The sequence below is a fragment of the Mycobacterium sp. URHB0044 genome (assembly GCF_000620625.1).
In the GTDB taxonomy this organism is placed as follows: Bacteria; Actinomycetota; Actinomycetes; order Mycobacteriales; family Mycobacteriaceae; genus Mycobacterium.
Genome location: NZ_JIAW01000006.1, coordinates 93,548 through 120,305 on the forward strand (window position 1 = coordinate 93,548; position 26,758 = coordinate 120,305).

29 protein-coding genes are annotated in these 26,758 nt (G+C 68.0%); 10 read left to right on the forward strand and 19 right to left on the reverse strand.

The window, feature by feature from the left end; genetic code table 11:
* Nucleotides 1-5: 5 nt before the first annotated feature.
* On the reverse strand, nt 6-641 hold the full coding sequence (locus N536_RS0114340; protein WP_036436412.1) for a DUF4245 domain-containing protein: 636 nt from the start codon (nt 639-641) through the stop codon (nt 6-8).
* A 54-nt stretch (nt 642-695) separates the two neighbouring features.
* Here N536_RS0114340 and glpX point away from each other — a divergent pair, with 54 nt between their 5' ends.
* From glpX to N536_RS0114355, 3 genes are all read left to right on the forward strand, one after another.
* Complete coding sequence (glpX, locus tag N536_RS0114345) at nt 696-1,724, forward strand: class II fructose-bisphosphatase (RefSeq protein WP_029114238.1); 1,029 nt, start codon at nt 696-698, stop codon at nt 1,722-1,724.
* Nucleotides 1,725-1,763: 39 nt separating this feature from the next.
* On the forward strand, nt 1,764-3,182 hold the full coding sequence (locus tag N536_RS0114350; RefSeq protein ID WP_029114239.1) for a class II fumarate hydratase: 1,419 nt from the start codon (nt 1,764-1,766) through the stop codon (nt 3,180-3,182).
* 80 nt (nt 3,183-3,262) lie between these two features.
* Entirely contained in the window at nt 3,263-3,706 is a 444-nt protein-coding gene (locus N536_RS0114355; protein ID WP_029114240.1) for a nuclear transport factor 2 family protein, read from the forward strand.
* Here the strand turns inward: N536_RS0114355 and N536_RS0114360 are convergent.
* From N536_RS0114360 to N536_RS38425, 5 genes are all read right to left on the reverse strand, one after another.
* Nucleotides 3,651-4,871 (reverse strand): sodium:proton antiporter, encoded by a 1,221-nt coding sequence (locus N536_RS0114360; protein ID WP_029114241.1) that lies wholly within the window; start codon nt 4,869-4,871, stop codon nt 3,651-3,653. The genes N536_RS0114355 and N536_RS0114360 overlap by 56 nt on opposite strands.
* 9 nt (nt 4,872-4,880) lie before the next feature.
* A complete protein-coding gene (locus N536_RS0114365; RefSeq protein WP_029114242.1) occupies nt 4,881-5,762 on the reverse strand; it encodes a polysaccharide deacetylase family protein in 882 nt (293 codons plus the stop codon).
* Between the two features lie 79 nt (nt 5,763-5,841).
* A complete protein-coding gene (locus tag N536_RS0114370; RefSeq protein WP_029114243.1) occupies nt 5,842-7,155 on the reverse strand; it encodes a PhoH family protein in 1,314 nt (437 codons plus the stop codon).
* 191 nt (nt 7,156-7,346) lie between these two features.
* Nucleotides 7,347-8,174: an acyl-ACP desaturase gene (locus N536_RS0114375; RefSeq protein ID WP_029114244.1), complete on the reverse strand. Its 828-nt coding sequence runs from the start codon at nt 8,172-8,174 to the stop codon at nt 7,347-7,349.
* Nucleotides 8,175-8,195: 21 nt separating this feature from the next.
* A complete protein-coding gene (locus tag N536_RS38425; protein ID WP_051574490.1) occupies nt 8,196-8,810 on the reverse strand; it encodes a TetR/AcrR family transcriptional regulator in 615 nt (204 codons plus the stop codon).
* Between the two features lie 83 nt (nt 8,811-8,893).
* Here N536_RS38425 and N536_RS0114385 point away from each other — a divergent pair, with 83 nt between their 5' ends.
* On the forward strand, nt 8,894-9,787 hold the full coding sequence (locus N536_RS0114385) for an SDR family oxidoreductase (RefSeq protein ID WP_029114245.1): 894 nt from the start codon (nt 8,894-8,896) through the stop codon (nt 9,785-9,787).
* Nucleotide 9,788: 1 nt separating this feature from the next.
* Here N536_RS0114385 and N536_RS0114390 read toward each other — a convergent pair whose 3' ends face one another.
* Nucleotides 9,789-11,255 (reverse strand): glycine hydroxymethyltransferase, encoded by a 1,467-nt coding sequence (locus N536_RS0114390; protein WP_029114246.1) that lies wholly within the window; start codon nt 11,253-11,255, stop codon nt 9,789-9,791.
* 41 nt (nt 11,256-11,296) lie between these two features.
* Complete coding sequence (locus N536_RS0114395; protein ID WP_036436498.1) at nt 11,297-12,487, reverse strand: hypothetical protein; 1,191 nt, start codon at nt 12,485-12,487, stop codon at nt 11,297-11,299.
* A gap of 119 nt (nt 12,488-12,606) precedes the next feature.
* Here N536_RS0114395 and coaA point away from each other — a divergent pair, with 119 nt between their 5' ends.
* On the forward strand, nt 12,607-13,545 hold the full coding sequence (gene coaA / locus N536_RS0114400; protein WP_029114248.1) for a type I pantothenate kinase: 939 nt from the start codon (nt 12,607-12,609) through the stop codon (nt 13,543-13,545).
* Nucleotides 13,546-13,604: 59 nt separating this feature from the next.
* Here coaA and N536_RS0114405 read toward each other — a convergent pair whose 3' ends face one another.
* From N536_RS0114405 to N536_RS0114420, 4 genes are all read right to left on the reverse strand, one after another.
* Nucleotides 13,605-14,009 carry a hypothetical protein gene (locus tag N536_RS0114405; protein ID WP_029114249.1) on the reverse strand — a complete coding sequence of 135 codons (405 nt, stop codon included), beginning with the start codon at nt 14,007-14,009 and terminating at the stop codon, nt 13,605-13,607.
* A gap of 99 nt (nt 14,010-14,108) precedes the next feature.
* Entirely contained in the window at nt 14,109-14,516 is a 408-nt protein-coding gene (locus tag N536_RS0114410; protein WP_029114250.1) for a hypothetical protein, read from the reverse strand.
* A gap of 117 nt (nt 14,517-14,633) precedes the next feature.
* Nucleotides 14,634-15,989, reverse strand: a complete 1,356-nt coding sequence (locus N536_RS0114415; RefSeq protein WP_029114251.1) for a hypothetical protein — start codon at nt 15,987-15,989, stop codon at nt 14,634-14,636.
* A 27-nt stretch (nt 15,990-16,016) separates the two neighbouring features.
* The gene (locus tag N536_RS0114420) at nt 16,017-16,805 is read right to left on the reverse strand and encodes a (2Z,6E)-farnesyl diphosphate synthase (protein ID WP_036436500.1); all 789 of its coding nucleotides are present in this window, start codon (nt 16,803-16,805) and stop codon (nt 16,017-16,019) included.
* Between the two features lie 56 nt (nt 16,806-16,861).
* On the opposite strand from N536_RS0114420, the gene N536_RS0114425 reads away from it, so the two are divergent.
* Nucleotides 16,862-17,611 carry a hemolysin III family protein gene (locus N536_RS0114425; RefSeq protein WP_029114253.1) on the forward strand — a complete coding sequence of 250 codons (750 nt, stop codon included), beginning with the start codon at nt 16,862-16,864 and terminating at the stop codon, nt 17,609-17,611.
* 49 nt (nt 17,612-17,660) lie between these two features.
* Here N536_RS0114425 and N536_RS0114430 read toward each other — a convergent pair whose 3' ends face one another.
* Genes N536_RS0114430 through mca form a run of 4 tightly spaced genes read right to left on the reverse strand, consistent with a single transcriptional unit; the run spans nt 17,661 to nt 21,168 of the window.
* On the reverse strand, nt 17,661-18,035 hold the full coding sequence (locus tag N536_RS0114430) for a nuclear transport factor 2 family protein (RefSeq protein ID WP_029114254.1): 375 nt from the start codon (nt 18,033-18,035) through the stop codon (nt 17,661-17,663).
* Nucleotides 18,036-18,045: 10 nt separating this feature from the next.
* Nucleotides 18,046-20,034 carry a thioredoxin domain-containing protein gene (locus N536_RS0114435; RefSeq protein WP_029114255.1) on the reverse strand — a complete coding sequence of 663 codons (1,989 nt, stop codon included), beginning with the start codon at nt 20,032-20,034 and terminating at the stop codon, nt 18,046-18,048.
* Nucleotides 20,018-20,305 (reverse strand): hypothetical protein, encoded by a 288-nt coding sequence (locus tag N536_RS0114440; RefSeq protein ID WP_029114256.1) that lies wholly within the window; start codon nt 20,303-20,305, stop codon nt 20,018-20,020. Before N536_RS0114440 ends, N536_RS0114435 begins: the two co-directional genes overlap by 17 nt.
* The gene (gene mca, locus N536_RS0114445; RefSeq protein WP_029114257.1) at nt 20,302-21,168 is read right to left on the reverse strand and encodes a mycothiol conjugate amidase Mca; all 867 of its coding nucleotides are present in this window, start codon (nt 21,166-21,168) and stop codon (nt 20,302-20,304) included. Before mca ends, N536_RS0114440 begins: the two co-directional genes overlap by 4 nt.
* Before the next feature lie 127 nt (nt 21,169-21,295).
* Between mca and N536_RS0114450 the strand changes: the two genes are divergently transcribed.
* From N536_RS0114450 to N536_RS0114460, 3 genes are all read left to right on the forward strand, one after another.
* Nucleotides 21,296-21,718, forward strand: coding sequence for a DUF4307 domain-containing protein (locus N536_RS0114450; RefSeq protein ID WP_029114258.1), 423 nt, complete (start codon nt 21,296-21,298; stop codon nt 21,716-21,718).
* Between the two features lie 211 nt (nt 21,719-21,929).
* Nucleotides 21,930-22,418 (forward strand): transcription elongation factor GreA, encoded by a 489-nt coding sequence (gene greA / locus N536_RS0114455; protein WP_029114259.1) that lies wholly within the window; start codon nt 21,930-21,932, stop codon nt 22,416-22,418.
* Nucleotides 22,419-22,456: 38 nt separating this feature from the next.
* Nucleotides 22,457-23,119: a GPP34 family phosphoprotein gene (locus N536_RS0114460; RefSeq protein WP_029114260.1), complete on the forward strand. Its 663-nt coding sequence runs from the start codon at nt 22,457-22,459 to the stop codon at nt 23,117-23,119.
* On the opposite strand, the gene N536_RS0114465 is transcribed toward N536_RS0114460, so the two are convergent.
* Complete coding sequence (locus N536_RS0114465) at nt 23,105-24,283, reverse strand: cystathionine gamma-synthase (protein WP_029114261.1); 1,179 nt, start codon at nt 24,281-24,283, stop codon at nt 23,105-23,107. The two genes, N536_RS0114460 and N536_RS0114465, sit on opposite strands and share 15 nt — an antisense overlap.
* Nucleotides 24,284-24,338: 55 nt before the next feature.
* On the opposite strand from N536_RS0114465, the gene N536_RS0114470 reads away from it, so the two are divergent.
* Complete coding sequence (locus tag N536_RS0114470; protein ID WP_029114262.1) at nt 24,339-25,511, forward strand: acyl-CoA dehydrogenase family protein; 1,173 nt, start codon at nt 24,339-24,341, stop codon at nt 25,509-25,511.
* Here N536_RS0114470 and N536_RS0114475 read toward each other — a convergent pair.
* Both N536_RS0114475 and N536_RS0114480 read right to left on the reverse strand, forming a co-directional pair.
* A complete protein-coding gene (locus N536_RS0114475; protein ID WP_081809205.1) occupies nt 25,495-25,980 on the reverse strand; it encodes an RDD family protein in 486 nt (161 codons plus the stop codon). The two genes, N536_RS0114470 and N536_RS0114475, sit on opposite strands and share 17 nt — an antisense overlap.
* Nucleotides 25,977-26,720 carry an RDD family protein gene (locus tag N536_RS0114480; protein WP_029114264.1) on the reverse strand — a complete coding sequence of 248 codons (744 nt, stop codon included), beginning with the start codon at nt 26,718-26,720 and terminating at the stop codon, nt 25,977-25,979. The genes N536_RS0114475 and N536_RS0114480 overlap by 4 nt, the downstream gene beginning before the upstream one ends.
* Nucleotides 26,721-26,758 lie beyond the last annotated feature (38 nt).

The window sequence follows — 26,758 nt, forward strand, 5'->3', positions numbered from 1 at the left end:
CGCTCCTAGCTGACGGGCAGTGGCGGCTGCGTCTGCGTCGCCTCGGCCAGCATACGGTACTCGTTGGTACCGGCAGCTCCGTTGATGGCGATCTGTGCGGCGCCGGTCGGTCCGGTCAAGCGCGTCGTCCACACCGGCTGCACGTCGCCGCCGCCCTCGTAGACGATCCACTTCACGCCGTCGACGTCCTGCGTGCCGGTCGGCGCCAGGCTGGTGTCGATCGACGCGACGAGCTTCTCCTCGTCGGCGTCGCTCTGGGTCAGGCTGAGGTACATACCGCTCGGCGCCAGGTAACCCACCCGGGAGATCACTGCGCGCGCCTGCCTGCCGTCGGCATCGGTGCGACCACCATCGATGCTGCCGCGGGAACCGGAGTTGGCGTGCCAGTCCGCGGGCAGCTTGGGCAGCCGGATCGGGATCTTGAGCGCCTCGGCGTCGGCCTTCAGCGCCGCGGGCGCATCGTAGGTCGGCGCAGCGCCCTCACCGGGGCCGTTGGGCGCGAACGAACACATGCCGAGCACCCCCGCGAGCACGATGCAGGCCAGCACCAGCGGCGCCATCGACCAGAACATGTCGCGGCCGTCCTGCAGCAGCCGGGCCTTCGCGGGCTTCGGTCCCGGGAGCGGCGCAGGGGTCGTCACAACTGCCAGTATCCCAGCTCCCAAACTCCGATCCGCTAATGGGACAATCTGCGCATGACGCCATCGCGCCGCGAAGCCCCAGACCGCAACCTCGCTCTCGAACTGGTGCGCGTCACCGAGGCGGGAGCCATGGCGGCAGGCCGCTGGGTGGGCCGCGGCGACAAGGAGGGCGGCGACGGGGCGGCCGTGGACGCCATGCGCGAGCTGGTGAACTCTGTGTCGATGCGCGGTGTCGTCGTCATCGGCGAGGGCGAGAAGGACAACGCCCCGATGCTCTACAACGGCGAAGAGGTCGGCAACGGCGACGGCCCGGACTGCGACTTCGCCGTCGACCCGGTCGACGGCACCACGCTGATGAGCAAGGGCATGCCCAACGCCATCTCGGTGCTCGCGGTTGCCGAGCGCGGCGCGATGTTCGACCCGTCGGCCGTGTTCTACATGAACAAGATCGCCGTCGGGCCCGACGCCGTCGACGTCATCGACATCACCGCACCCATCGGCGAGAACATCCGGCGGGTCGCCAAGGTCCGCAATTCGACGGTCGCCGACATCACGGTGTGCGTGCTGGACCGGCCCCGCCACGCCCAGTTGATGGAAGACGTCCGGGAGGCCGGCGCGCGCATCCGGCTGATCTCCGACGGCGACGTCGCAGGCGCCATCTCGGCCTGCCGACCCGAATCCGGCACCGACATGCTGGCCGGCATCGGTGGCACCCCCGAGGGCATCATCACCGCCGCGGCGATCCGCTGCATGGGTGGCGCCATCCAGGCGGTGCTGGCCCCGACCGACGACACCGAGCGCCAGAAGGCCCTCGACGCGGGCCACGACCTGGACCGCGTTCTGCACACCGAGGACCTGGTCTCCGGCGAGAACGTCTTCTTCTCCGCCACCGGCGTCACCGACGGCGACCTGCTGAAGGGCGTCCGCTACTTCGGCGGCGGCTGCACCACGCAGTCGATCGTCATGCGATCGAAGTCCGGAACGGTCCGGATGATCGAGGCCTACCACCGGTTGTCCAAACTGAACGAGTACTCCGCGGTCGACTTCACCGGTGACAAGACCGCCGCCTACCCCTTGCCCTAACAGCAGCAAACCCACATTCACCGACGAAACAGGGAGCAGATGTCCGCGGACAGCGCAGTCGACACCGAGTACCGCATCGAACACGACACGATGGGTGAGGTGCGTGTGCCCATCGATGCCCTGTGGCGAGCGCAGACCCAGCGGGCGGTGGAGAACTTCCCGATCTCGTTCCGGCCGCTCGAGCGCACCCAGATCCGGGCACTCGGACTGCTGAAGGGCGCCTGCGCGCAGGTGAACAAGGACCTCGGCCTGCTCGACGCGGAGAAGGCCGATGCCATCATCGCCGCCGCAGCCGAGATCGCCGACGGCAAGCACGACGACCAGTTCCCCATCGACGTGTTCCAGACCGGCTCGGGCACCAGCTCGAACATGAACGCCAACGAGGTCATCGCGTCGATCGCCGAGGCCAACGGCGTCACGGTGCACCCGAACGACCACGTCAACATGTCACAGAGCTCCAACGACACCTTCCCCACCGCCACCCACATTGCGGCGACGGAAGCGGCTGTCCGCCATCTGATTCCGGCGCTCGAGGTGCTGCATGAGTCGCTGGCGAACAAGGCCCGGCAGTGGCGCGTCGTCGTGAAGTCGGGCCGCACCCACCTGATGGATGCGGTCCCCGTGACGTTGGGCCAGGAGTTCGGCGGCTACGCGCGCCAGGTGCAGGCCGGCATAGAAAGAGTGCGCGGGTGTCTTCCCCGCCTCGGTGAGCTCGCGATCGGCGGCACCGCGGTCGGTACCGGACTCAACGCGCCGGATGGGTTCGGCGACAAGGTCGTCGAGGTGCTGGTGAACGAGACCGGCATCGCCGAACTGCGGCCGGCCGAAGACCACTTCGAGGCACAGGCGGCGCGCGACGGGCTGGTCGAGGCGTCTGGTGCGCTGAAGACCATCGCGGTGTCACTCACCAAGATCGCCAACGACATCCGTTGGATGGGTTCCGGTCCGCTGACCGGTCTCGGCGAGCTGCAGCTGCCGGACCTGCAGCCGGGTAGCTCGATCATGCCCGGCAAGGTCAATCCCGTTCTGCCAGAGGCCGTTACGCAGGTGGCCGCCCAGGTCGTCGGCAACGACGCCGCGGTCGCCGTCGGCGGGCTGTCGGGCGCGTTCGAGCTCAACGTCTACATCCCGATGATGGCGCGCAACATCCTCGAGTCGTTCACGCTGCTGTCCAACGTGTCGAAGTTGTTCGCGGAGAAGTGCATCGACGGCCTGGTGGCCAACGAGGCGCACCTGCGCGAGCTCGCCGAGTCGTCGCCGTCGATCGTGACGCCGCTGAACTCGGCGATCGGCTACGAGGAAGCCGCCAAGGTGGCCAAGGAAGCGCTCAAGGAGCGCAAGACGATTCGGCAGACGGTGCTCGACCGTGGCCTCATCGGCGACAAGCTGTCCGAGGAAGAACTGGACCGCCGGCTGGACGTGCTGAAGATGGCCAAGGTGCAGGACGGCGACAGCTAGCTTTCGCGCGAGCAGACGCAAATGTCCCCCAAAACACCGTGTTTGGGGCACATATGTGTCTGCTCGCGCAGGGGTTTGTGATGACCGATGACGAACGGACCCGCGTCGGCGTCACGCATCTGCTGACCACCTACCAGTACCTGGCCGACACGGGCAAGGTCGAGCGGCTTGCACAGCTCTTCGCGCCCGACGGCGTGCTGGAGATCGGCGGCGACCGCTTCGTCGGTGCGGACGGCGTTCTCGCGTTGTTCCGAGACGCGGGTGCGCGTTTCGCCGACGCGGACATCCTGCCCGCCCGACATCACTTGAGCTCGATTTACGTCGAGCCGCTGCCCGACGGCAGCGCGAAGACCTACGCGTGCTTTCAGTTCATCGGCGCCCGCGGATTGGACCACTGGGGCGTCTACCGCGACGTCGCCGTCCGATGCGAAACCGGCGACGGCTGGCGGTATGCGCACCGCCGGGTGATCACGGAGGGGTTTGCGCCGGAGTCGCGGCTGGCTCCCGCGTCGCCAACCACTTGATTCCGGGCCACACTGTGAGGCTGTGCACGACGAGGCTCAGCGTAATCGTCACGGCCACCACCTGAATGATCAACGACTCCTGCTCGATCTGACCGCGTTCGACGACGAGCAGGCCCAACACCAAGGTGCCGATGCCGCGCGGCCCGAACCATCCCATGAATAGGCGTTCGCGCGGCGGCACGTCGCTGCGGATGAGCGCCAGCCACACCGCGACGAGCCGGACGAGCAGCAGCGCGACCACCGCGAAGACGACGACGCGCCAACTGACGTCCCGCCAGCCGGTGATCACGGCGTAACCGCCGAACAACGCGAACACCGTCAGCTCGAGAAGCTGTCCGGCCGCGTCGGACACGTGGGTTTCGGGTCGCGAACCCGCCCGCCGCGCCGCGAAGGCGTATGCCAGACCGCCGGCGAAGGCGGCGACGAAACCGCTGCCGTGCAACATCTCTCCCACCTGGAAACACACCAGCGCGACGGCGAGCGTCGCGAGCTGCGCCCAGATGTCGTTCATCCAGCCGCGCTCGCGCGACGTGCCGATCACCCAGCCCGCGGCCGCACCGATGACGAGCCCAACCCCTACGGAGAGCAGCTCGGTGCGCACCAGGAACCAGCCCCAGTGGACGTCGGAGTCGTGGCTTTCGGAGGCCAGCGCCAGCGCGGCGAGGAGGGCGGCCAGGGCGAAGCCGTCGTAGAAGCCGCTCTCGGTGGACAGCGCGTGGCGGATCCGCTCGGGAACCCGGCCGTCCTCGAGGAGTGCGTCGATGAGCGCCACCTCGGTCGGCGCCACGATTGCCGCGAGACACACGGCTTCCCACAGCGGCATCACCGGCAGCACCACCAGTGCCGTCACCACGCCAAGGGTGATGGCCAGCGGAATGCCGATCACCAGCAGCCGGAACGTCACCTCCCGACGGCGGACGACCGCCGACACCTTGAGCTCGGCGGCCTGGTTGAAGAGGATGACCGTGAGAGCGAGCTGGGCGAGCACCGTGAACGTCGTGGTGTTCGGGCCGCCCTCGAGCAGGTTGAAGCCGAACGGCCCCAACGCCATTCCCGCGAGGACGAAGATCAGGGCGGGCGCCAGGTACCACTTCTTGACCAGACCCGAGACGACCGCGTAGGCCAGCACCATCAACGTGAGGACGAACGCGGTGTTCGTGGTCATGGCGTGTCGCTACGCCCCGTTGTTGGAGCCGCCAGAGTTCGCACCCGGGATGTCGGTGATCGGAATGTTCGGCATCGGCGCCGGCGACGGCGTATTCGGCAGCGACGGGATCTCGGCCGGCGGGATGTCGAGCAGATCGTTGGCCGGTGGCCCGTTGTCCCGGCTGCCGTAGCTGGTGCCCGCCGCACGCGGGCCGAGCATCTGGCTGACCGTCACCAGGTGGTAGCCGTTGGCCTTCAGCACCGGGATGAACTGGTACACCAGGTCGACCGTCGAGGAGTAGGTGTCGTGGAACAGGACCACCGAATTCGGCTTGATCTGGGTCATCAACATGTAGCGGGTCGCGCCGGTGTTGGAGTCGTTGGCCCAGTCGAACGGGATGACGTCCCAGTTGATGTCGGCAAGGCCCTGCTTCTTGGCCTCGGCCAGCACCTGGTCGTTGATCAGGCCACCGGCGGTGCGTACCAGCTGGGGACGCTGTCCCGTCGCCGCCTCGATCGCGTCACCTGCCTTGCTGAACTGGGCGGGGATGGCCTCGGGCGGGATGGTGGTCATGTTCGGGTGTTCCCAGGTGTGGCTGCCGATCTCCATGCCCGCGTCGGCTACGCGCTTGGCGCCCGCCGGGTTGGCGGCGACCTTGTTGCCGATCAGGAAGAACGTCGCCTTGGCGTCGTTGTCCTTCAGGATCTGCAGCAGCCGGTCGGTGTACGGGCTCGGCCCGTCGTCGAACGTCAGAGCGATGCACTTGACCTGAGCGCAGTCCACGTCGTCGGCCTTCGCGACCTTGATGTGGCCGGTGAACCCGCCGATGACCACGATGGCAGCGCCCGCGCACACGCCGATGACCATGCGCCAGTACGACCAAGCTGAGCTGTCAGGGCGTTTGCGCACCCTGGCAGCCTACCGATTGGCGATTTGTGCACGCGCAGTCGCGGGGAGCGCAACTGCGCGTGCACGAGCCGCAGAGAGATCAGGGCAAAGCGCCGGGGCTGAACTCCTCGAGCATCTCCGTGACCAGGGCCGCGATCGGCGAACGCTCACTGCGCAGCAGCGTGATGTGGGCGAACAGCGGATGGCCCTTGAGCTTCTCGATCACCGCAGCCACGCCGTCGTGCCGGCCGACCCGCAGGTTGTCGCGCTGGGCGACGTCGTGGGTGAGCACGACGCGCGATCCGGCGCCGAGCCGGGACAGCACGGTCAGCAGGACGTTGCGCTCCAGCGACTGGGCCTCGTCGACGATCACGAACGAGTCGTGCAGCGAGCGGCCCCGGATGTGGGTCAGCGGCAGCACTTCCAGCATGCCGCGGGACAGCACCTCTTCGAGCACCGCCGGGCTGGCCAGACCTTCGAGGGTGTCGAAGACGGCCTGCGCCCACGGACCCATCTTCTCGCTCTCGCTACCGGGCAGGTAGCCGAGCTCCTGGCCGCCGACGGCGTACAGCGGCCGGAAGACGACCACCTTGCGCTGAGTGCGCCGCTCCAGCACGGCCTCCAGCCCCGCGCACAGCGCGAGCGCCGACTTGCCGGTGCCTGCCTTGCCGCCCAGCGACACGATGCCGACTGACTCGTCGAGCAGCAAATCGAGCGCGACGCGCTGCTCGGCCGAACGGCCTCGCAGTCCGAACACCTCGCGGTCACCGCGGACCAGTTGGACGCGCTTCTCGGCGGTCACCCGGCCGAGGGCGTGCGAGTTTCCACCCAGGAGACGAATCCCGGTGTGGCACGGCAGATTACGTGCGTCTTCGAGGTCGATCTCGCCGTCGGTGAACAGCGCGTCGATCTCCTCGGTGGTCACGTCCATCTCGGACATCCCTGTCCAGCCGGACGTGACGACGTCCTGGGCGTGGTACTCGTCGGCGGCCAGGCCGACGGCACCGGCCTTGACCCGCAGCGGGATGTCCTTGCTGACCAACGTCACTTGCTTGCCCTCGGCCGCGAGGTTGGCCGCACAGGTGAGGATGCGCGCATCGTTGGTCTCGGTGCGGAACCCGGCGGGTAGCACCGTTGGGTCGCTGTGATTCAGCTCGACCTGCAGCGTACCGCCTTGCGTGCCAACGGGAATCGGCTGATCGAGGCGTCCGTACTCCAACCTCAGATCGTCGAACATCCGCAACGCCTGGCGGGCGAACCAGCCGAGCTCGTGGTGATGGCGTTTCGCCTCGAGCTCACTGATCACAACCAAGGGAACGATGACTTCGTGTTCGGCGAACCGGGTGCATGCCCAGGGATCGGACAGCAGCACGGAGGTGTCGAGCACATAAGTCCGAACGGACGAATCAGTCACGTGGCGCTCCTCGGCCCGCGCGGCCCCGCGGAGGCGTCTCGACGGACACTGCGGTACGGGACCGGGGCCGGTCCCCTTCCTGAGAAGACGGGTACCGCCACGGACAGCGAAGCAAATTGCTAGCCATCACCTTCGACGCTACCCCGCTCGCGGCGTGTCCGCCGATCAGGCGCGCCGGGACCGAAAAGTGACTACCGGGCGACGAACTTCTGAAGGTCCGGGTGCTCGCCGAGACCCCACGCGACGATGCGGTCGGAGATGACGGTCTTGAGCTTGTCGGCGTCGAAGATGCCCGCCTCGGCGATCACGGCGAGCTTGTCCTGATATGCATCGATGTCGGCGCCGATCGGCTCGAGGGCCGCAGCGCGCGCAGCGATTGCCGCGACCGTCTGGTCGCGATCGTGCTCCAGCAGATAGGCGACGAGGTTCGCGAAGAACTCCTCGTGGCGCTCCTCGTCCCTGGCGATCCGCCCGACCATGTCCTGCAACACCGGCTCCTCGATCTGAGCCTGCAGATTGCGGCAGTACACCGCGTGGGCGCGCTCGAGGAACGCCATGAACGCCAGCGTCTCGATCTGGCTGTAGGTGTCGGCGCGGTAGCCCTTCATCACGTGCTCGACGCGGACGTCCTCGTTGGCGGCGGGGTCGATCTCGCGGGTCACCACGAGGTAGTTGCGCAGGGCGATCGCGTGCAGGTGCTCCTCGGCGGTCCACCGGCCAATCCAGCGGCCCCACTTCTCGTCGAGGATGAAGTGCTCGACCAGTTCACGGTGGTACCCGGCGACGTTGTCCTTGGTGATGAGCAGGATCTCCAGCGCATCGGTGATGGGCTTGGGCAGCGTCACCGACGACGGATCCCAGTCCGTGCCGCCGAGGAAGGCGAAGTTCTCACCCTGGTCGAAGGGGACGAAGTCGTGTGCGTACCAGAGTTCCTCGGTCGCGACGTGGCGTGCCAGGTTCTCCTGCACGACCGGCTCGAGTTCGAGGATCAGCGCGTTAGCAACCGGTTTGTCTGCCATGAAACTAACTGTAACCCGTATTCACACGTTCTTTGAAATCGGGTGGCGCGTGTCGTGCCGAGGCTGCTCGAGCTCGGCGGCGAGGGTAGCCAGTTCACCCAACACGTCGACGGTGATGTCAGCGAAGGACCGTTCCTCGCCGTCCCGGATCCACTGACTGAACGCGACTCCGAATGCCATGACGGCCGTTCGCGCGGCGACATCGGCCGTCAGGTCGTCGACGCCTCGGGCCCGGAACGCCTCGCCCAGCCGGGTGCCGAGGGTGGTGAGCTTGTGCGACTCCCGCTCCTGCAGTGCAGGATTCTGGTCGATGACCGACTGCCGCGTGCGCGAGTAGGGCCTGCGCTCGTCCGGGAAGAAGGTCGACGCCGACCGCAACACGCTGACGACGAGGTCCGTCGGCGATGCCTCGGTCGACACTTCGTCGAGACCGGCGAGGAAGGCGTCGGTCAGCAGCTGCTGTCCGTAGAACAGCACCTCGCGTTTGTCGCTGAAGTGGCGGAAGAACGTGCGCTCGGTGAGTCCGACGGCCTGGGCGATCTCCGTGGCCGTCGTCTGCTCATAGCCCCGGGCCGCGAACAGTTCGAGTGCAGCCTGTTGCAGCCGCTCCCGTGCGCCGGGTTGCCACCGAACCATGCGCTGAGTGTAGTGATGACAGGGACTGACTTCACCGGTATTGTCATGTCAGTAACTGACGTCACGATTACTGGGAGCTCATCATGCGCGTTTTCGTCACCGGGGCATCGGGTTGGATCGGCACCGCCGTCGTCGCCGACCTACTCGCCACCGGCCACGAGGTCACCGGACTGGCACGATCGGATTCGTCTGCCGAAGCCCTCGAAGCCAAGGGCGTCCGCGTGCTCCGCGGTGACCTCGACGACCTCGATGCCATTCGCCGCGGCGCGCACGACGCCGAGGCCACCATCCACCTGGCGAACAAACACGACTGGTCCGACATGGCCGCTTCGAACGCCGCCGAGCGGGCAGCCGTGCAGGCCATCGGCGAGACGCTCGCCGGTTCCAACCGACCGTTCCTGCTCGCCTCGGGACTGGCAGGCCTCGCGCCCGGCCGGATCGCCACCGAGCAGGACGCGTCACCGTTCCACGGACCCGACGCGATGCGCGGCGGTAGCGAGAACCTCGCCCTCGAGTTCGTCGACCGCGGCGTTCGGTCGATCGCCCTGCGCTTCTCCCCCACTGTGCACGGCACACGCGACCACGGCTTCATCGCCGTGCTGAGCCAGATCGCCCGCGACAAGGGCGTGGCCGGCTATCCGGGAGACGGCACCAACCGCTGGCCCGCCGTGCACGTCGCCGACGCCGCCCGCATGACCGTGCTCGGGCTCGAGCGGGCGCCGGCGGGAACCCGCCTGCACGCCGTCGCCGAGGAGGGTGTGCCCTCGCGCGAGATCGCCGAGGCAATCGGGCGGGCGTTCGACCTACCCGTCGCATCCGTTCCCGCCGACCAGGTCGTCGAGCACTTCGGCTGGCTCGGCGGCTTCTTCGCGGCGGACGCAGCGGCGAGCAGCGCAGCCACCCGGGAACTGCTCGGCTGGAAGCCTGCCGGTCCGACGCTCGTCGCCGACATCGACGCAGGCGCCTACGCGGAGTGAGCTACAGCGTCAAACCCGGGTACAGCGGGTTGGCGTTCAGCAGCTCGGCCGACGCGGCGTGCACGCGGTCGGCGGTGCCGTCGGCCAGCGTGTACTTGGCCTTGGAGGTGCCTTGCGGCTCGGTGTTGCTGAGCACGTCGACGATCAGTTCCGCCACGCGATCGAAGTCGTCGGGCCCGAACCCGCGGGTCGTCAGCGCAGGCGTGCCCAACCGGATGCCGCTGGTGTACCAGGCCCCGTTCGGGTCGGCGGGGACGGAGTTCCGGTTGGTGACGACGCCCGCGTCGAGCAACGCCGACTCGGCCTGCCTGCCCGTCAAGCCGAACGACGTCACGTCGAGCAGCACGATGTGGTTGTCGGTGCCGCCGGTGACCAGTCCGGCATCACGCTTGAGGAAGCCGTCGGCCAGGGCCTGAGCATTGTCGGCGACGCGCTGGGCGTACGCCTGGAACGACGGCTGACGCGCCTCGGCCAACGCCACCGCCTTGGCGGCCATGACGTGCGACAGCGGCCCGCCGAGCACCATCGGGCAGCCCTTGTCCACGGCGTCGGAGTACTCCTTCGTCGCCAGCACCAGGCCACCACGCGGGCCGCGCAGCGACTTGTGGGTCGTCGTGGTGGTGACGTGGGCGTGCGGCACGGGGTCCTCGTCGCCGGTGAAGACCTTGCCCGCCACCAGGCCGGCGAAGTGCGCCATGTCGACCATCAGCGTGGCGCCCACCTCGTCGGCGATCTCGCGCATCTTGGCGAAGTTCACCCGCCGCGGATACGCCGAGTACCCGGCGACCAGGATCAGTGGCTTGAACTCGCGGGCGGCGGCGGCGACGGCGTCGTAGTCCAAGAACCCGGTGTTCGGGTCGGTGCCGTAGCTGCGCTGGTGGAACATCTTGCCGGAGATGTTCGGGCGGAAGCCGTGCGTGAGGTGGCCGCCTGCGTCGAGCGACATGCCCATCAGCCGCTGGTTGCCCAGCTTGTTGCGCAGCGTCTCCCAGTCCGCCTCCGACAGGTCGTTGACGTGCTTGGCACCGAGTTCGGCCAGGCCGGGCGCCTCCACCCGCGTGGCCAGGATGGCCCAGAACGCGACGAGGTTGGCGTCGATGCCCGAGTGTGGCTGCGCGTAGGCGTACGGCGACCCGAACAGCTCGCGGGCGTGTTCGGCGGCCAGCGCCTCGACGGTGTCGACGTTCTGACAGCCCGCGTAGAAGCGGTGCCCGATGGTGCCCTCGGCGTACTTGTCCGAGAACCACGTGCCCATGGTGAGCAGCACCGCGGGCGACGCGTAGTTCTCGCTGGCGATCAGCTTCAGCGAATCACGTTGATCGGCAAGCTCTTTGCGTGTCGCCGCGGCGATCCGGGGTTCGACGGACTCGATGACCTCGAGCGCCGCGCGGTATGCGGCACTCGCGGTGTCGGCGTACTCCGCACCGGGAGCGGAGTCGGGGGAGGTCACGGTCGAGTCAGCAGCCATGGTTAAAGCGTAAACGGCGCGTGAAATCGGCCGCGTCGGCCTCAGCCCCGCAAGCTCGACGGGATCAGCGGCTCGTCGAGCAACCGGCCGAACCGCTCCCCCAGCGTCACGTCGGCGGGCCGCTCGTCCAACCAACCACGCAGCAGCCGGTAACCCTCCACGTAGGTACTCGTGTAGGCGCGCCACAGCGGCGACGACAGGAACCGCAGCGCCTGCCGGGCGCGGGCCTCGTTGACCAGCAGCCAGCGCTGCATGAACGCGACGACCTCGTCGACGTCGCGGTGCTCGTCGTGCAGCATCAGCGCCGCATCCTGACGCACGTCGGCCAGCGCCGCGGACGCCTCCGCGATCGCTTCGGCCCGCTCCCCGTCGAAGCGCAGGCCCAGGTCGGCGTAGATCTCGGCGGCCCACGCGCCCCAATTGGGGCCAATAGCGGCGTGTAGCGCCAGATCGGCCAACCCCTCGGCCATCAGGCACTGCGGGGTGTTGACCAGAAAGATCGTCTGCTCGGCCTGATTCAGCCCCGCCACTAGCCCGGCCTCCTTGCGGCAGTGCTCGGTGTGGTGCCCCGGGTACGACTCGTGCGCGACGAGGCGCGGCAGGTTCGACATCTGCTGCTTGAGGTCGGCGTTGACGGCGACGGTGGAGCGGTAGTCGCCCTCGTAGTAGTTGAACCCCGACCACGGCTTGTCGGTGACCACCTCGTAGACGATCGTCTCGCTGTCCGGCAGCGGGTAGGTGGCACGCACCCGGTCGCGCAGTGCGCTGGAGAACGCGTGGATGGCTTCCTCGAGCCGCTCCGGTGGAATCTCCTCGCTGCTGCGGTGAGCCTGCATCCGGTCGGCGAGGGGACCGCTGCCACCGAGCGCCTCGTCGAGCTTGCGGTGCGCGTCGCGGTACCGCTCGGGGTCGCCCTTGGCGATGTCGACGTCGAAGTAGTCACGCACTTCCTCGACGAACCCGACATCCTCACCGGCGAACTTGCGGCCCGCGCAGGCCAACGCCTTGAGGTGCGCGGCGAGGTAGTCGGCACGCTGGGGGTCGAGGCCGTCGGCGCCTGCCACCTCGGCCCGCAGGCGTTCGGCGTCGCGCGCCAGCTGGGCCGGGTCGGGCGCCGGCTCGTCCGCCACGGCGCGGCGCAGTGCGGGATCCCCGGTGAACGAGTCGACGTAGCCTTCCTCGATCCGGTCGAATCGCAGACCGAGCAGCAGGTACTCGCGAATCAGGTCCATGCCCACCAACTTAATTGGCCCGGGCTACGGCTTCCGGTCAACCGGTGCGCAAGAGGCCGGGATCACGCGTTCGCAACCCCCGGGCCCAGGCCCGCCGCACGTGCTGCAAGACTGGCTCCATGCCGCGGCCGAGCGAGCCGAGCCCCTATGTGGAGTTCGACCGAGCGCAATGGCGATCGCTGCGTATGTCGACGCCGCTGAAACTCCGCGAGGACGAGCTCGAGGGACTGCGTGGCCTCGGTGAGCAATTGGACCTCCTCGAAGTCGAAGAGGTCTATCTGCCGTTGGCGCGGTTGATCCATCTGCAAGTCGCGGCGCGGCAACGGCTGTTCGCCACCACGGCGGAATTCCTCGGGGAACCGCAGCAGAACCCCGACCGCCCAGTGCCATTCGTGATCGGCGTCGCGGGCAGCGTGGCGGTGGGTAAGTCCACCACCGCCCGCGTGTTGCAGGCGCTGCTGGCCCGGTGGGAACACCACCCCCGCGTCGACTTGGTGACCACCGACGGCTTCCTGTATCCCAATGCCGAGCTGGCGCGACGAAACCTGATGCACCGCAAGGGTTTCCCCGAGAGTTACGACCGACGCGGCCTGATGCGCTTCGTCACCGCGGTGAAGTCGGGCTCTGATCAAGTGTGCGCCCCGGTGTATTCGCATCTGCTCTACGACATCGTGCCCGACGAGAAGATGCTGATCCAGCATCCCGACATCCTGATCCTCGAGGGCCTCAACGTGTTGCAGACCGGGCCCGCACTGATGGTGTCCGACCTGTTCGACTTCTCCGTCTACGTCGACGCCCGCATCGAGGACATCGAGGGCTGGTACGTCTCGCGCTTCCTGGCCATGCGTGCCGGCGCGTTCGCCGACCCGCAGTCGCACTTCCACCACTACTCCACGCTGACCGACCAGCAGGCCGTCTTCGCGGCCCGCGACATCTGGCATTCGATCAACCGGCCCAACCTGATCGAGAACATCCTGCCGACCCGCCCGCGGGCAACTCTGGTGTTGCGCAAGGACTCCGACCACTCCATCAACCGGCTGCGCCTGCGCAAGCTCTAACCCCCCAGCGATTTGTGGAGTCCCACCGGCGGTGAGCACCGGTGAGACTCCACAAACCGCTACTTCATGCGGCGCAGGCCGAGGTACTGCAGGTCGGCCATCACCAGCGTGTAGACGCCGCTGGCCAACGTCAGCACGACGCCCGCCGTGGTGAGCGGCCAGACGTCGGCAAGCACGACCCCGACGGCCGCCACCGTGAACAGGACGTTGCCTGCGATGACGGCGATGCCCGGAATGCGGACGTGCTGCAGCATCGACAGGCTGAGGACCACCACGCCGTAGACGATGAAGAAGGCGCTCAGCGCGTACTCCGTTGCGGGCGTGGTGCCGGACAGTTCGGCGATGCGGGGCGCGAGCGCGGCGCCGACGACGCCCATCACGCCGGTGACGACGGCGTCGAGGCGCAACGCGAAGCGCAGGAACGAATCGCGGGCGGTGGTCTGGGGAACGGTGATGGCGGTCATGGAACTTCCCTTCGATGGTTGTGAGTGATGGTGATGGCCGGTGCGGGCCGCGCGCCGTAACCTCTTGCGGCGGGCGGCCGCGCACCGGTTCGGAGGGAGTCACGCCAGACGGCGCACTCCGAGGTACTGCAGGTAGGCGAAGCCGAGGGTGGAAGCGACAGTCACGAGCACCATGGCGACGCCCAACCCGGTCAGCGGCAGCACGCCGGCGACCAGGACCGCCGCCGCGGCGATGGCGAACACCACGTTCGCGGCGACGACGATGAGGCCGATGCGCCGGATGTCGGGCGCCGCGGCGAGCACGTACAACACCGCGCCGTAAACGACGAGCGCCGCGCCAGCCACCCACTCGGATGCGGCCGAGAGGCCCGACAGCCGCGACAGCGGATCGGCCGCCGTCGCGATGATCAGGCCGATGCCCGCGCACAGGGTGGCGTCGGCGCGCATCGCGAAGCGCAACAGGCTGTCGGAACTGTCGGACAGTGGGCGGGTGGTGATGGCGGTCATGGCGGGCTCCTCGTCGGTGAGGCTGGGTGTCGAACACCACCGACGATGCTCAGAAGCCACTGCCAGATCGACGCCTCACGCTGCCAGTCACTGCCAACCGCAGGTCAGCGCTGAAAATCAGTTGGTCGACGACACCGGCGTGCCGCGCAGGTCCGCCGCGATGACGCGGGCGGCGGCGTTCTGCCAGTTGTGCAGCGACCGCTGGGGCACCTCGGTGACGAACCACTGCCATGCCTGCCGGGCGACGGGATCGAGCCCCGCGGCCGTCGCGTTCTGCGCGTAGGCGCGCACGCCGACGACGTACGGGAAGTAGAGCGAGTTGTAGTGGCGCCACTGCTCGGTGGTGCCGAAGTCGCCGCCATCGCGCGGCTTCAGCGCGGCAATGCGATCGGCGAGCAGCGCCTTGAGCTCGTTGGCCCGCTCCAGCGGCTGATCCGGGACGCCGCGGCGCGCCAGTCGCTCGTCGATCACCGGCAGTGCGGTCAGCGGGCTGGCGACGAGCTTGGACAGGTCACCGTAGTGCCCGAGCGCGCGACGGGTCAGCCGGACGAACGTGTCGTCGTCGACGCCGTCCAGCGGGCTCGTCGAGCGCAGCGGCAGCGCGGCTTCGGTGCGACGCAACGCCGCACGGTCGGCGCGCAGCCCGGGTGAGCGGGAGAATGCCAGCCGGTCGAGAAGGCCCGCCAGCGGATCGGCCAGCACGTTGATCGCGATGGCGATCGCCAGGCTGGTGAACAGCAGCACCGTCAGCGCGGTGCGTTCGCCGGTGACGGCCATGCCGACCAGAGCCTGCCCACCGAAGAGCACGGCGACGACGACGCTGCCCACGAACGACCGGAGCATGTCGGCGCGCAGCGCCTGCCCCTCGTCGAACGCATCCCACAGCGCGACGGCAACGCCGAGCAGCAGGACGTCGAATCCGGTGGAGGCCAACGCCAATCCGCTCTGCACCAGGCCGAGCGGGATGACGAGGATGGCGTTGCCGAGCGCGAAGAACAGCGTCGCGATCACCACCACGCCCGTCACCGAACCCGGTCGCCGCGCCCCGGTCACCGCCCGCACCATGGCGCCGAGGGTGGCCAACGAGATCACTGCGAACATCAGCCAATGCCCAAGGCGTAGCGGCCCGTCCACCCCGCCGGCCAGCACCGCCCCGCACAGCGCGAGCGCGAATACCACCGCCACGGCCAGCATCTCGCAGGCGCGGCCGCGCCACGTGTCGCCGGGGCGCGTCAGCTCCAACAACACCGCGAACCACGCCACACCGGGCACGACGACGAGGTAGATCTCGATCTGGCTCAATGCTGCGGAGTGCGCGACGGTCACCCGGATCGCGTCCAGGGCCACCACGACCGCGAAACTGGTCAGGCCGATCGCGGCCAGCACCAGCACGGGTTTGCGCGGATCACGGGCCAGCAGATACAGCCCGAGCCACCAACTCAGACCGAACACCACTGCGGACATCGCAGCCATGTGATCAGTCTGACACGGGCGGTCCGGTTATATGCCGTAGCGCCGGTGTCGACGGGTGTAGTCGCGCAGCGCTCGCAGAAAGTCGACCCGGCGGAAGGCAGGCCAATGCGCCTCGGTGAACCACATCTCCGAATAAGCGCTCTGCCACAACAGGAATCCCGATAGCCGCTGCTCCCCCGACGTCCTGATCACCAGGTCAGGATCGGGCTGCCCTGAGGTGTACAGGTTCTCGGAGATCGCGTCGACGGTGACCGCTTCGATGAGTTGCTCGGCCGTCGCGCCGTTGGCCAGTTCCTTGCCGAGCAGGGCGCGCACGGCGTCGCTGATCTCCTGGCGGCCGCCGTAACCGACCGCGACGTTGACGTGGAAGCCGCCGTTGTTGGTCGTCGAATCCACGGCTTCGCGCAGCCGGCGCGCCGGTTCCTCGCCGAGTAGTTCAAGGTCGCCGACGGTGCGCACGCTCCACTGGTTGGCGGGAGCGCAGATCTCCTCGACCACGTCGGTGATGATCTCGATGAGCGACGACAGCTCGTCCGGATCGCGTTGCAGGTTCTCGGTCGAAAGCAGGTACACCGTGGCCAACTCGACGCCGGCTTCCTGGCACCACCGCAGCATCTCGGCGATCTTGTCGGCGCCGACGCGATAGCCGTAACTGACGTCGTCGTGACCCTCGTCACGGGCCCACCGCCGGTTGCCATCGCACAGCACGGCGACGTGGCGAGGCAGGTCGGCGCGCGACCGCGCCAACTCCTGTCGCAGGCGCATCTCGTAGACCCGGTAGGCCGGTTCCTTGAGACGCGGGGGAATGAGATCCACGAAGATCAAGACTACTGTGGCAATCGGATACGCCCATGCCAGTCAGTGAAGGTGACATGACCGCTCCGCTCGACACCGAGAACTCCGATCGGCCCGGTTCGACGCACGCGCACGCGGATGACCTGCCCGAGGCATTCGCCGACGGCGTCGCCAACTTCCTCGGCAGGCCCCGCGCCAGGGGCTGGATCCACGTCTACTCGGCGGTCGTCGCGTTCATCGCCGGTGCCGCGCTGGTGTCGGTGTCATGGGCACTCGAATCCACCCGCGCCGGCCTGGCCACGCTGCTCTATACGTTCACCATCGTGGCCATGTTCACGGTCAGCGGCGTCTATCACCGCGTGACGTGGAAGTCGCCGACGGTGCGCAAGTGGATGAAGCGCCTCGACCATTCGATGATCTTCCTGTTCATTGCGGGCAGCTACACCCCGTTCGCTCTGCTGGCGCTGCCGTCGGAGAAGGGCATGGTGCTGTTCTGGATCGTCTGGGGCGGCGCGATCGCCGGTGTGCTGCTGAAGATGTGCTGGCCGTCGGCGCCGGCCTGGGTCGGCGTGCCGCTCTATCTGCTGCTCGGCTGGGTCGCCGCGTTCTTCATGGTGCCGATCATGCACGGCGCTGGCGTCGCGGCACTGGTGCTGCTGATCGTCGGCGGCGCGCTCTACAGCATCGGCGGCGTGCTGTACGGGCTCAAGTGGCCGAACCCATGGCCGACGACGTTCGGTCACCACGAGTTCTTCCACGCCTGCACGGCGGTCGCGGCGATCTGCCACTACATCGCGATGTGGTTCGCCGTCTTCTCCGGCGTGTGATTTGTGGAGTCCTACCGGCGCTCACCGCCGGTGAGGCTCCACGAATCGCTCAGAGCTGGGTCATGTTCTCCGGGCCCCAGTAGGCCTTCATCGACGTGATCTTCGCCTCGTCGTCGAACGTCATGACGCTGATGATCTCGATGCGCGACGCGCTGCCGCCGAAGTCGACCGTGAGGTTCCAGAAGTATGCCGCCTCGTGGCCGCCGACCCGCAGCGTCACCAATTCGCTTTTACGCTTCAGGTTTTCGATGTTCGAGTAGAAGCCGTGGATGGCCTGCCTGCCGATGTGCACCTCGCCGCCGCCGACCGGATCCTCGATCGTGGCGTCCGAGGCGTACAGCTCGACGATCTCGTCGGCGCTGCCTGCGGCGACGAGTTCCAGATAGCGATTGACGGTCTGCGTGATCTGCTCGGGCGACGGCATGTGCCGCACGTTACACGGCAGCACCCAACGCGGATGCGAGTTCCTCCGCGGTCGTGACCGGTAGGTCACACACCCGTCCGCGGCAGACGTAGGCCGCGTCCCTGCCGCCGATTCGGTCCCGTCCCAGCAGCAGCGCCGAGGAGTCGACGGCGCCGCCGACCACCACCGCGCCGCCGGGCGCCAAAGTCCTGGCAGCCGACAACAACTCCGAATCTCCCGCGTCGCAGGCGACGGCGATCTGGATCGGTCCGCGTACGGCCGCTTCGGCGACCGCCAGCCAGTGCCCACCAGACCGCGGCGCCTTGGCGAGGATCGGCGTGGCTGCCGACAATGCCGCGGCAGCGGCCGCCGCGTACCGGTCCGCGAGCGGCGCCGGGGCCAGATGCGCGGCGAGCTGGAGCGCCTCGGTGATCAGCGCCGCCCCGGACGGTGTCGCGCCGTCGATGGGATCGGCCGGACGCACCATCAGCTGCTCGGCGTCGTCGGCGGTATCGAACCACCGGCCGTCGGCGTCGGCGAAGTGCTCCAACGCAACGTTCAGCAGCGCGCTCGCGGTGTCCAGCCACTGCCCGTCTCCGGTGAGCTGGAACAGCGTCAGAAGCGCAGTCGCCAGCGCCCCGTGATCTTCGAGAATGGCAGCGCTGTCACCGACCCGGCCACCAAGGCTAGCCCGTCGCAACCGCCCGTCCACGACGTGCAGGTCGACGACCGCGCGGGCGCACGCCGTTGCGGCGGTGAGCAATTCGGGCTCGTCCAGCGCTACGGAAGCCTCGGCCAACGCGGTGATCGCGAAGCCGTTCCACGCAGTGACCACCTTGTCGTCGCGCCCCGGCTGCGGCCGCGTCGCACGCGCCGCCGACAACGCCGCGCGGACGCGCGCCATCCGCTCGACATCAGCGGGGTCGTCGGGCAACTGCAGCACCGAGCTGCCGTGCTCGAACGTGCCCTCGTCGCTGACCGCGAAAACCGTTGCTGCCCAACGTCCGTCCTCCTCGCCGAGGACGTCGCGCAGCTGATCGGGCGTCCAGACGTACGTCAGGCCCTCCACTCCCGCGGTGTCGGCGTCCAGCGACGAGGTGAACATGCCGTCCGCGCCGAGGTCGTCGATGATGAAACGCGCCGTCTCACGGGTCACCCTGCGCGCCAACGGGTTTCCCGTTCGTCGCGCCCAGTGGGCGTAGACCCGCAGCAGCAATGCATTGTCGTAGAGCATCTTCTCGAAGTGCGGCACCACCCACGACGCGTCGACGCTGTATCTGGCGAAGCCACCGGCCAACTGGTCGTAGATGCCGCCACGCGCCATCGCCGTGCAGGTGCGCTCCACCGCGTCCAACGACGCGCCGGTCCGTTCGTGGTTGCGCAACAACGCCTCCAGAAGTGCCGACGGCGGAAACTTGGGCGCACCGCCGAAGCCGCCGCGGACGACGTCCTCGTCGGCCAGCACGGCCGCAACGGCGTGGTCGCACAGTTCGGGCACCAGGGCCGGGCCGCCGCCGGGCAAGCCGGAGGCCATCGACCGCAGCTCGCCCGCGATCGAGTCGGATGCCTGCTCCACCTCGGCACGGCGATTGCGCCACGTGTCGTCGACAGCGGCGAGCAGTTGCAGAAACCCGGCCTTCGGGTAGTACGTGCCGCAGAAGAACGGACGGCCGTCGGGAGTCAGGAAGCACGTCATGGGCCAGCCGCCCTGACCCGTCAGCGCGACGGTGGCGTTCATGTAGACCGCGTCGAGGTCGGGCCGCTCCTCGCGGTCGACCTTGATGCAGACGAAGGCGGCGTTCATCGCGGCGGCGACCTCGTCGTCTTCGAACGACTCGTGCGCCATGACGTGACACCAGTGGCACGCCGCGTACCCGATCGACAACAGGATCGGGACGTCACGCGACGCCGCCTCCGCGAGTGCGTCGGCGCTCCACTCCCGCCAGTGCACCGGGTTGTCGGCGTGCTGGCGAAGGTAGGGGCTGGTGGCCGCCCCGAGTGCGTTAGCTCCCTGGCTCACGCCGGGGATCTCCGTTGCCGGCCGCCGCGTCGCCGGGCAGGTCCACGGTCCCGTCGTCGACGGCCTGGTCGGGCTCGGGGTGTTCGGGGTCGAACGACTCCGGCAGCTTCTTGAGGTGCCGGTTCATCGACCAGACCAGTAGGAACGTGCAGATCAGCAGGATCACGACGATGACGAGGCCGAACGGACTGGCCTTGCCGAAGTCGGGTCCGGTGTCGCGGGGTGGCTCGTCGGCGAGCAACCCGGCGATGAGCACCAACGTGTCGGTCACGGTCTGATCCCGGCGAAGAGATCGTCCTCGGGCAGCTGGACGGGCACCCGGGAGCGGGCCAATTCGTACTCCTCGGTGGGCCACAGCCGCTGCTGCCATTCGATCGGCGCGGCGAAGAAGTCACCCTTCGGGTCGATCTGCGTGGCGTGCGCGCGCAGGGCGTCGTCGCGCTGCTCGAAGTACTTCGCGCATTCGATCCGCGTGGTGACGCGCTGGGCGAAGACGTCGAGCTCGGGATCCCAGCGCTCGAGCCACTTGTCGAAGGGTCCGTGCATGCCGTGCTTGGCGAATTCGTCCTGGATCAGCTGCATCCGCTTCCGCAGGAACCCGTGGTTGTAGTACAGCTTCGAGACGTTCCACGGTTCGCCCGCGTCGGGGAACAGCCGGTAGTCGCCCGCCGCCTCGTAGGCCGCCACCGACACCTCGTGGCAGCGGATGTGATCGGGATGCGGGTAGCCGCCGTTCTCGTCGTACGTGGTCATCACGTGTGGCTTGAACTCGCGGATCACCCGGACCAGGGCCTCCGTCGGCTGCTCCAGCGGCACCAACGCGAAGCAACCCTCCGGCAGCGGCGGCGGCGGATCCCCCTCGGGCAACCCCGAATCGATGAACCCCAGCCAGTGATGCTCGACGCCCAGGATCTCGGCGGCCTTGGCCATCTCGTCGCGGCGGATCTCGTGAATCCGGCCGTGCACCTCGGGCAGGTCCATCGCCGGATTGAGGATGTCGCCCCGTTCGCCGCCCGTCAGCGACACGACCATCACGCGCGCACCCTCGGCCGAATAGCGGGCCATGGTTGCCGCGCCCTTGCTGGACTCATCGTCCGGGTGGGCGTGCACCGCCATCAAGCGCAGTTCGCTCACTCGTGCCTACCTGCTCGCTTCGTCGTCGGGACTCGTACGGACACGTTCAACAGTTCCGGGTGGTCCTATAGTTCCAGTCCTAGTACTCCGATCCGAATCCAGACCCACCCCGGGGGCCCAACCTCGCATGATCGAGCGTCCCGCCGCCCGCTACGGGCGACAACGGCTGTCGCGGCCGTCCCGTCGTCGACTGGCGATCGGTCTCTTCCTCCTCGTCGTCGTGGTCGGTGTCGTGATCGCGTTCGTCGGTTATCAGCGGCTCGGCACCGGCGACGTCAAGGGCGAGCTGGGCGGCTACCGACTCATCGACGACCGCACCGCGGAGGTAACCATCACGGTTACCCGCAAGGACCCTTCCCGCCCGGTGGTGTGCATCGTGAGGGCCCGCTCCATCGACGGCAGTGAAACCGGTCGACGCGAGGTGCTGGTGCCGCCGTCGTCGCAGGCATCGGTGCAGGTGACGACGATCGTGAAGGCCAGTAAGCGGCCCGTGGTCGGTGACGTCTACGGGTGCGGAACCGACGTTCCTGCCTACCTCGTCAACCCCTGAGCAGCACGCTTTCGGCGTCCACCGGGCGAACACCGCGCAGCAAATAAGCAAAGTTCGGCTGACCTGGCGGTGGTAGCATGGTCGGATACACGGTTCCTGGATGGAGCCGTGTATTGCTGCTTTAACGCGCGGGTATGCGCTTGCGATCGCGGCAAAACGGGGCCTCTCTTAGACCAAGAGCGCGAGACGACGACGACAGGAGCGCGACGACATGACCGACACGCAGGTCACCTGGCTTACCCAGGAAGCACACGACCGGTTGAAGACCGAGCTCGACCAGCTGATCGCCAATCGGCCCATCATCGCCGCGGAGATCAACGACCGTCGCGAAGAGGGCGACCTCCGCGAGAACGGCGGCTACCACGCCGCGCGCGAGGAGCAGGGCCAGCAGGAAGCCCGCATCCGCCAGCTGCAGGAGCTGCTGAACAACGCCAAGGTCGGCGAGGCGCCCACGCAGTCCGGCGTCGCGCTGCCCGGCTCAGTGGTCACGGTCAAGTACGACGACGGCGAGACCGAGACGTTCCTCATCGCCACCCGCCAAGAGGGTGTCAGCGACGGCAAGCTCGAGGTCTTCTCACCGAACTCGCCGCTTGGCGGCGCGCTGATCGGCGCCAAGGAGAAGGAGACCCGCGAGTACACCGTGCCCAGCGGCAACACCGTCAAGGTGACGCTGGTCAAGGCGGAGCCGTACCACTCCTGATTCGCGAGACCCCCATCGGCTGATCTACGGTCCGTTCCATGGCGCAGATCGCCGAGGACCTCTTGCTGCTCCTTCTCGACAACGCGTCGGCGCAACCCGCCCTCGAGCGCGATCGTCGGGAACGGGTGCTTGCCGCCGCGGTACTGCTCGATCTGGCGTACGCATGCCGCATCCGGCCCGCCGTCCCCGGTGACCCCGCGGAAGCGGGCCTGCTGCTGGCACTCGCTGCCGGCGGTCCCACCGATCCCGTCGGCGAGCCGGCCCTTCAGCTGCTCCAGCGCCGCGCGCTGCGACCGGACGTCGCGGTGTCGAAGTTGCGCAAGGGCATCCAGGAGGGTCTGACGCTGCACCTGGAGCGGCAGGGTCAGATCCGTCGGGTTCGACTGCAGTCCAAGCGATTCAGCAAGCCGTACGCGTGGCCGCTGACCAACCGCGAGCGGGTGGGCCAGGCCAGGGCCCAGCTGCTGTCGGCGTTGTTCGATCGGCGGCCACCCACACCGTCGACGGCGGCCATCGTCTCGCTGCTGCACGCGTCGGACGGGCTCGGAGCGCTGCTCAGCCTCAACGACCGCGGCTGGCGCTGGGTGCACGCCAGGGCCACCGAAATCGCCAGCGGCAGCTGGGTGAACGAGTACCCGACCGCGTTGCCGGAGATGAATCTGGCCGTCACCGCGTCGGTCCTGCGGTCAGCCCTTTCGTAGCGCCTGTTCGAGGTCGGCCAGCAGGTCGCCGGATTCCTCGATGCCCACCGAGAGGCGCACCAGGTCGTCGGGCACCTCGAGTTGCGAACCGGCCGTGGAGGCGTGCGTCATCGCACCGGGATGCTCGATGAGCGACTCGACCCCGCCGAGCGACTCGGCGAGGATGAAGATCTCGGTGCGGGCACACAGTTGATGGGCGGCATCGCGACCGCCACGCAACCGCACCGACACCATGCCGCCGAAGCCCGACATCTGACGGGTGGCGACGTCGTGGTTCGGGTGGTTCGGCAGCCCCGGATACAGCACGGTCTCGACGGCGGGATGTCCGTCGAGGAAGTCGGCGACGAGGGCGGCATTCTCGCTGTGCCGCTGCATCCGCAGGACGAGCGTCTTGAGCCCACGCATCGTCAGGTAGGCGTCGAACGGGCCCGGCACCGCGCCGGCGCCGTTCTGCAGGAACGCGAACGCATCGTCGAGTTCTTCGTCGTTGGTCACCAGCGCGCCGCCCACCACGTCGGAGTGGCCGCCGATGTACTTCGTCGTCGAATGCAGCACGATGTCGGCGCCGAGCGCCAGCGGCTGCTGCAAGGCTGGCGAGGCAAAGGTGTTGTCCACCAAGACCTTCGCGCCCGCCGTCGAGGCGATCTGCACGATGCCCGCGATGTCGGCGATGGTCAGCAGCGGGTTGGTGGGGGTCTCGACCCAGATCAGCTTGGTCTTGGACGTCACCGCCGCACGCACGGCGTCGAGGTCGGACTGGGCGGCGGGCGTGTACTCGATACCCCACTTCGTGAAGACCTTGTCGATCAGCCGGAACGTACCGCCGTAGGCGTCGTTGGGAATGACGACGTGGTCGCCGGGCCGCAGCAGCGCCCGCAGGGCGCAGTCGGTCGCGGCCATCCCCGACGCGAACGCACGCCCGTAGTTGCCGCCCTCGACGGCAGCCAAGGACGCCTCGAGCGCGGACCGGGTGGGGTTGCCGGTGCGGGCGTACTCGAACCCGCTGCGCAGCCCGCCGACGCCGTCCTGCGCGAACGTCGAGCTGGCGTAGATCGGCGCGTTGACGGCGCCGGTCGCGGGATCCGGGCGGTAACCGGCGTGGATGGCCCTGGTCGCCGGACCGTACGCGCGGTACGCATCTGCCTTACTACGGTGCTCACTCATCGTCGATCAGGGTAACGGTGTCCGGAGTGGGCCACGCCCGGTGTAGACATTCACCATGGCCGCTTCCACGACGATCGAGAGCCTCCTCGACCTCGACTCGCTGCTGAACACCGAGGACATCGAGCTGCGCACCATGGTTCGGCAGTTCGGCGAACAACGGCTGCGGCCCTTCGTCGCAGAGTGGTTCGAATCCGGTCAGGTGCCGGTGCGCGAACTGGCGGTCGAGATCGGCAAGCTCGGACTGCTCGGCATGCACCTCACCGGCTACGGCTGCGGCGGGTCGACCGCCACCGCCTACGGGCTGGTGTGCCAGGAACTCGAGGCCGTCGACAGCGGCCTGCGCAGCCTGGTGTCCGTGCAGGGATCGCTCGCGATGTTCGCCATCCACCACTGGGGCAGCGAGGAGCAGCGCGAGCAGTGGCTGCCAGGGATGGCCGCGGGCGAGCTGATCGGCTGCTTCGGGCTGACCGAACCCGACTTCGGGTCCAACCCGGGTGGCATGCGGACGACGGCGCGCCGCGACGGCTCGGACTGGGTGCTCAACGGCTCGAAGATGTGGATCACCAACGCTTCGGTGGCCGACGTCGCGATCGTCTGGGCGCGCGCCGAGGAGGGCATCCTGGGGTTCGCGGTTCCGACGTCGACGCCCGGCTTCAGCGCCCGCGAAATGACGCACAAGCTGTCGCTGCGGGCGTCGGTCACCTCCGAGTTCAGCCTCGACGACGTCCGACTGCCCGACGACGCGAAACTGCCAGGCGCCCGCGGCCTGTCGGGCCCGTTGGCGTGTCTGTCGGAAGCCCGCTTCGGCATCGTGTTCGGCGCGGTCGGCGCCGCCCGTGATTGCCTGGAGACCACGCTGGACTACGTCGGCACCCGGCAGGTGTTCGACAAGACGTTGGCCGGCTACCAGCTAACCCAGGCCAAGATCGCCGACATGGCAGTCGAACTGGGCAAGGCCCAGCTCTTGGCGCTGCACCTCGGCAGGCTCAAGGACGAGGGACGGATCCGACCTGAGCAAGTCAGCGTCGGCAAGCTCAACAACGTGCGCGAAGCCATCAAGATCGCGCGGCAGTGCCGAACGCTACTGGGCGCCAACGGAATCACCCTGGAATACCCGGTGATCCGGCACGCCAACAACCTGGAGTCGGTGCTGACCTACGAGGGCACGTCGGAAGTGCACCAGATGGTCATCGGCGAGGCGCTGACGGGCGTCAGCGCGTTCCGCTGACCTCGGCGCGCATGCACACCGTCGAAGCCAGCTTGTCGGCGAACGTCTGATTCTTGGCGTCCCACAACGGCCACAGGTAACCGAGGCCGACGCTGAGCACGTCCGTGATGTGCGCCAGTTGCCGGATCACCGAGCGCCAGAACCCGATCGGCTCACCCGCCGCGACGTCGACCACCCGCAACCCCATGACGGCCTTGCCGACGCTCGATCCCGTCCTGCCCTGCCGGTAGCCGAGATTCCATACGCAGAAGCCGAGGATCGCCAACCACCCGGCGACGAAGGTGATCACGCCGAGTGGGCTGACCACCGAAGCACACTGTGCACCGAGATCGCGGGCCGAGGTGTCGCCGTCGCACATCCTGTTTCTAGTCAGGTACATCAGTGCGACGGCGAGCACCGCGAGCCCCACGATGGGGACCGCGTCGAGCAGCGATGCGGCCACTCGACGCGGCCATGTTGCGTAACTCAATTATTGGTGATCGGTACGCAGACCGTCGTCATGATCTTGTCCGCCAGCGTCTGCCGCTTGGCATCCCACAGCGGGAACAGGTAGCCGATGTAGCAGATGATCGCGTCCACGAAGTGGGCGATCTGCCGGACGATCGACATGCCGAAACCGATGGGCTGCCAGGTCTTCTCGCTGACGACCTTGAACTTCATGATGCCCTTGCCGATGCTCGACCCGGTGGTGCCCTGCTTGTAGCCGTAGTTCCACACCACGTAGGCGAGGGCGGCGATGCTGGCGAGGAACGAGGCGATCATGCCAATCGCCGACGGGCTGGAGGTGCAGTACGCACTGTAGCCGTAATCGGAACTGCCTGAGGTGCAATCGTTTTCGCCGGTGAGCGCGGCAATGAGCTGCCCGATGCCCACGACGACGAAGATCGGCACGGAGTCGATGAGCCACGCCAGCACCCTGGTGAACCACGGCGTATACGACTCGGTCGGCAACGCCGGACCCTGTCCCTGGGGCGGAGGTGGGTAGCCGCCACCCTGCGGAGGTGGCGGGTAGCCACCACCCTGGGGCGGCGGCGGGTAGCCACCGGGCGGAGGGTAGCCACCCGCAGGCGGGTAGCCGCCACCCTGTGGCGGAGGTGGATAGCCGCCGCCACCTTGCGGCGGTGGGTAATTCCCGCCAGGAGGCGGGTAGCCGCCACCTTGCGGAGGCGGCGGATAGTTCCCCGGCGGTGGGGGTGGTTGATCGGTCATTGCGCCTTCTCCTACTGATGTGGTGATTTGGAAAACAC

Excerpts from the sequence above, each read along its gene's own strand:
- N536_RS0114415 (WP_029114251.1), bottom strand. The coding sequence starts at position 15,989 with ATGGCTGCGATGTCCGCAGTGGTGTTCGGTCTGAGTTGGTGGCTCGGG.
- N536_RS0114390 (WP_029114246.1), bottom strand. The coding sequence starts at position 11,255 with ATGGCTGCTGACTCGACCGTGACCTCCCCCGACTCCGCTCCCGGTGCG.
- N536_RS0114395 (WP_036436498.1), bottom strand. The coding sequence starts at position 12,487 with ATGGACCTGATTCGCGAGTACCTGCTGCTCGGTCTGCGATTCGACCGG.
- glpX (WP_029114238.1), top strand. The coding sequence starts at position 696 with ATGACGCCATCGCGCCGCGAAGCCCCAGACCGCAACCTCGCTCTCGAA.
- N536_RS0114430 (WP_029114254.1), bottom strand. The coding sequence starts at position 18,035 with ATGCCGTCGCCCGAGCAGATCACGCAGACCGTCAATCGCTATCTGGAA.
- N536_RS0114460 (WP_029114260.1), top strand. The coding sequence starts at position 22,457 with ATGGCGCAGATCGCCGAGGACCTCTTGCTGCTCCTTCTCGACAACGCG.
- N536_RS0114375 (WP_029114244.1), bottom strand. The coding sequence starts at position 8,174 with ATGGCAGACAAACCGGTTGCTAACGCGCTGATCCTCGAACTCGAGCCG.
- N536_RS0114350 (WP_029114239.1), top strand. The coding sequence starts at position 1,764 with ATGTCCGCGGACAGCGCAGTCGACACCGAGTACCGCATCGAACACGAC.
- N536_RS0114465 (WP_029114261.1), bottom strand. The coding sequence starts at position 24,283 with ATGAGTGAGCACCGTAGTAAGGCAGATGCGTACCGCGCGTACGGTCCG.
- N536_RS0114470 (WP_029114262.1), top strand. The coding sequence starts at position 24,339 with ATGGCCGCTTCCACGACGATCGAGAGCCTCCTCGACCTCGACTCGCTG.
- N536_RS0114355 (WP_029114240.1), top strand. The coding sequence starts at position 3,263 with ATGACCGATGACGAACGGACCCGCGTCGGCGTCACGCATCTGCTGACC.
- coaA (WP_029114248.1), top strand. The coding sequence starts at position 12,607 with ATGCCGCGGCCGAGCGAGCCGAGCCCCTATGTGGAGTTCGACCGAGCG.
- N536_RS0114480 (WP_029114264.1), bottom strand. The coding sequence starts at position 26,720 with ATGACCGATCAACCACCCCCACCGCCGGGGAACTATCCGCCGCCTCCG.
- N536_RS0114425 (WP_029114253.1), top strand. The coding sequence starts at position 16,862 with ATGACCGCTCCGCTCGACACCGAGAACTCCGATCGGCCCGGTTCGACG.
- N536_RS0114450 (WP_029114258.1), top strand. The coding sequence starts at position 21,296 with ATGATCGAGCGTCCCGCCGCCCGCTACGGGCGACAACGGCTGTCGCGG.
- N536_RS0114385 (WP_029114245.1), top strand. The coding sequence starts at position 8,894 with ATGCGCGTTTTCGTCACCGGGGCATCGGGTTGGATCGGCACCGCCGTC.
- N536_RS0114410 (WP_029114250.1), bottom strand. The coding sequence starts at position 14,516 with ATGACCGCCATCACCACCCGCCCACTGTCCGACAGTTCCGACAGCCTG.
- N536_RS0114360 (WP_029114241.1), bottom strand. The coding sequence starts at position 4,871 with ATGACCACGAACACCGCGTTCGTCCTCACGTTGATGGTGCTGGCCTAC.
- N536_RS0114405 (WP_029114249.1), bottom strand. The coding sequence starts at position 14,009 with ATGACCGCCATCACCGTTCCCCAGACCACCGCCCGCGATTCGTTCCTG.
- N536_RS38425 (WP_051574490.1), bottom strand. The coding sequence starts at position 8,810 with ATGGTTCGGTGGCAACCCGGCGCACGGGAGCGGCTGCAACAGGCTGCA.
- greA (WP_029114259.1), top strand. The coding sequence starts at position 21,930 with ATGACCGACACGCAGGTCACCTGGCTTACCCAGGAAGCACACGACCGG.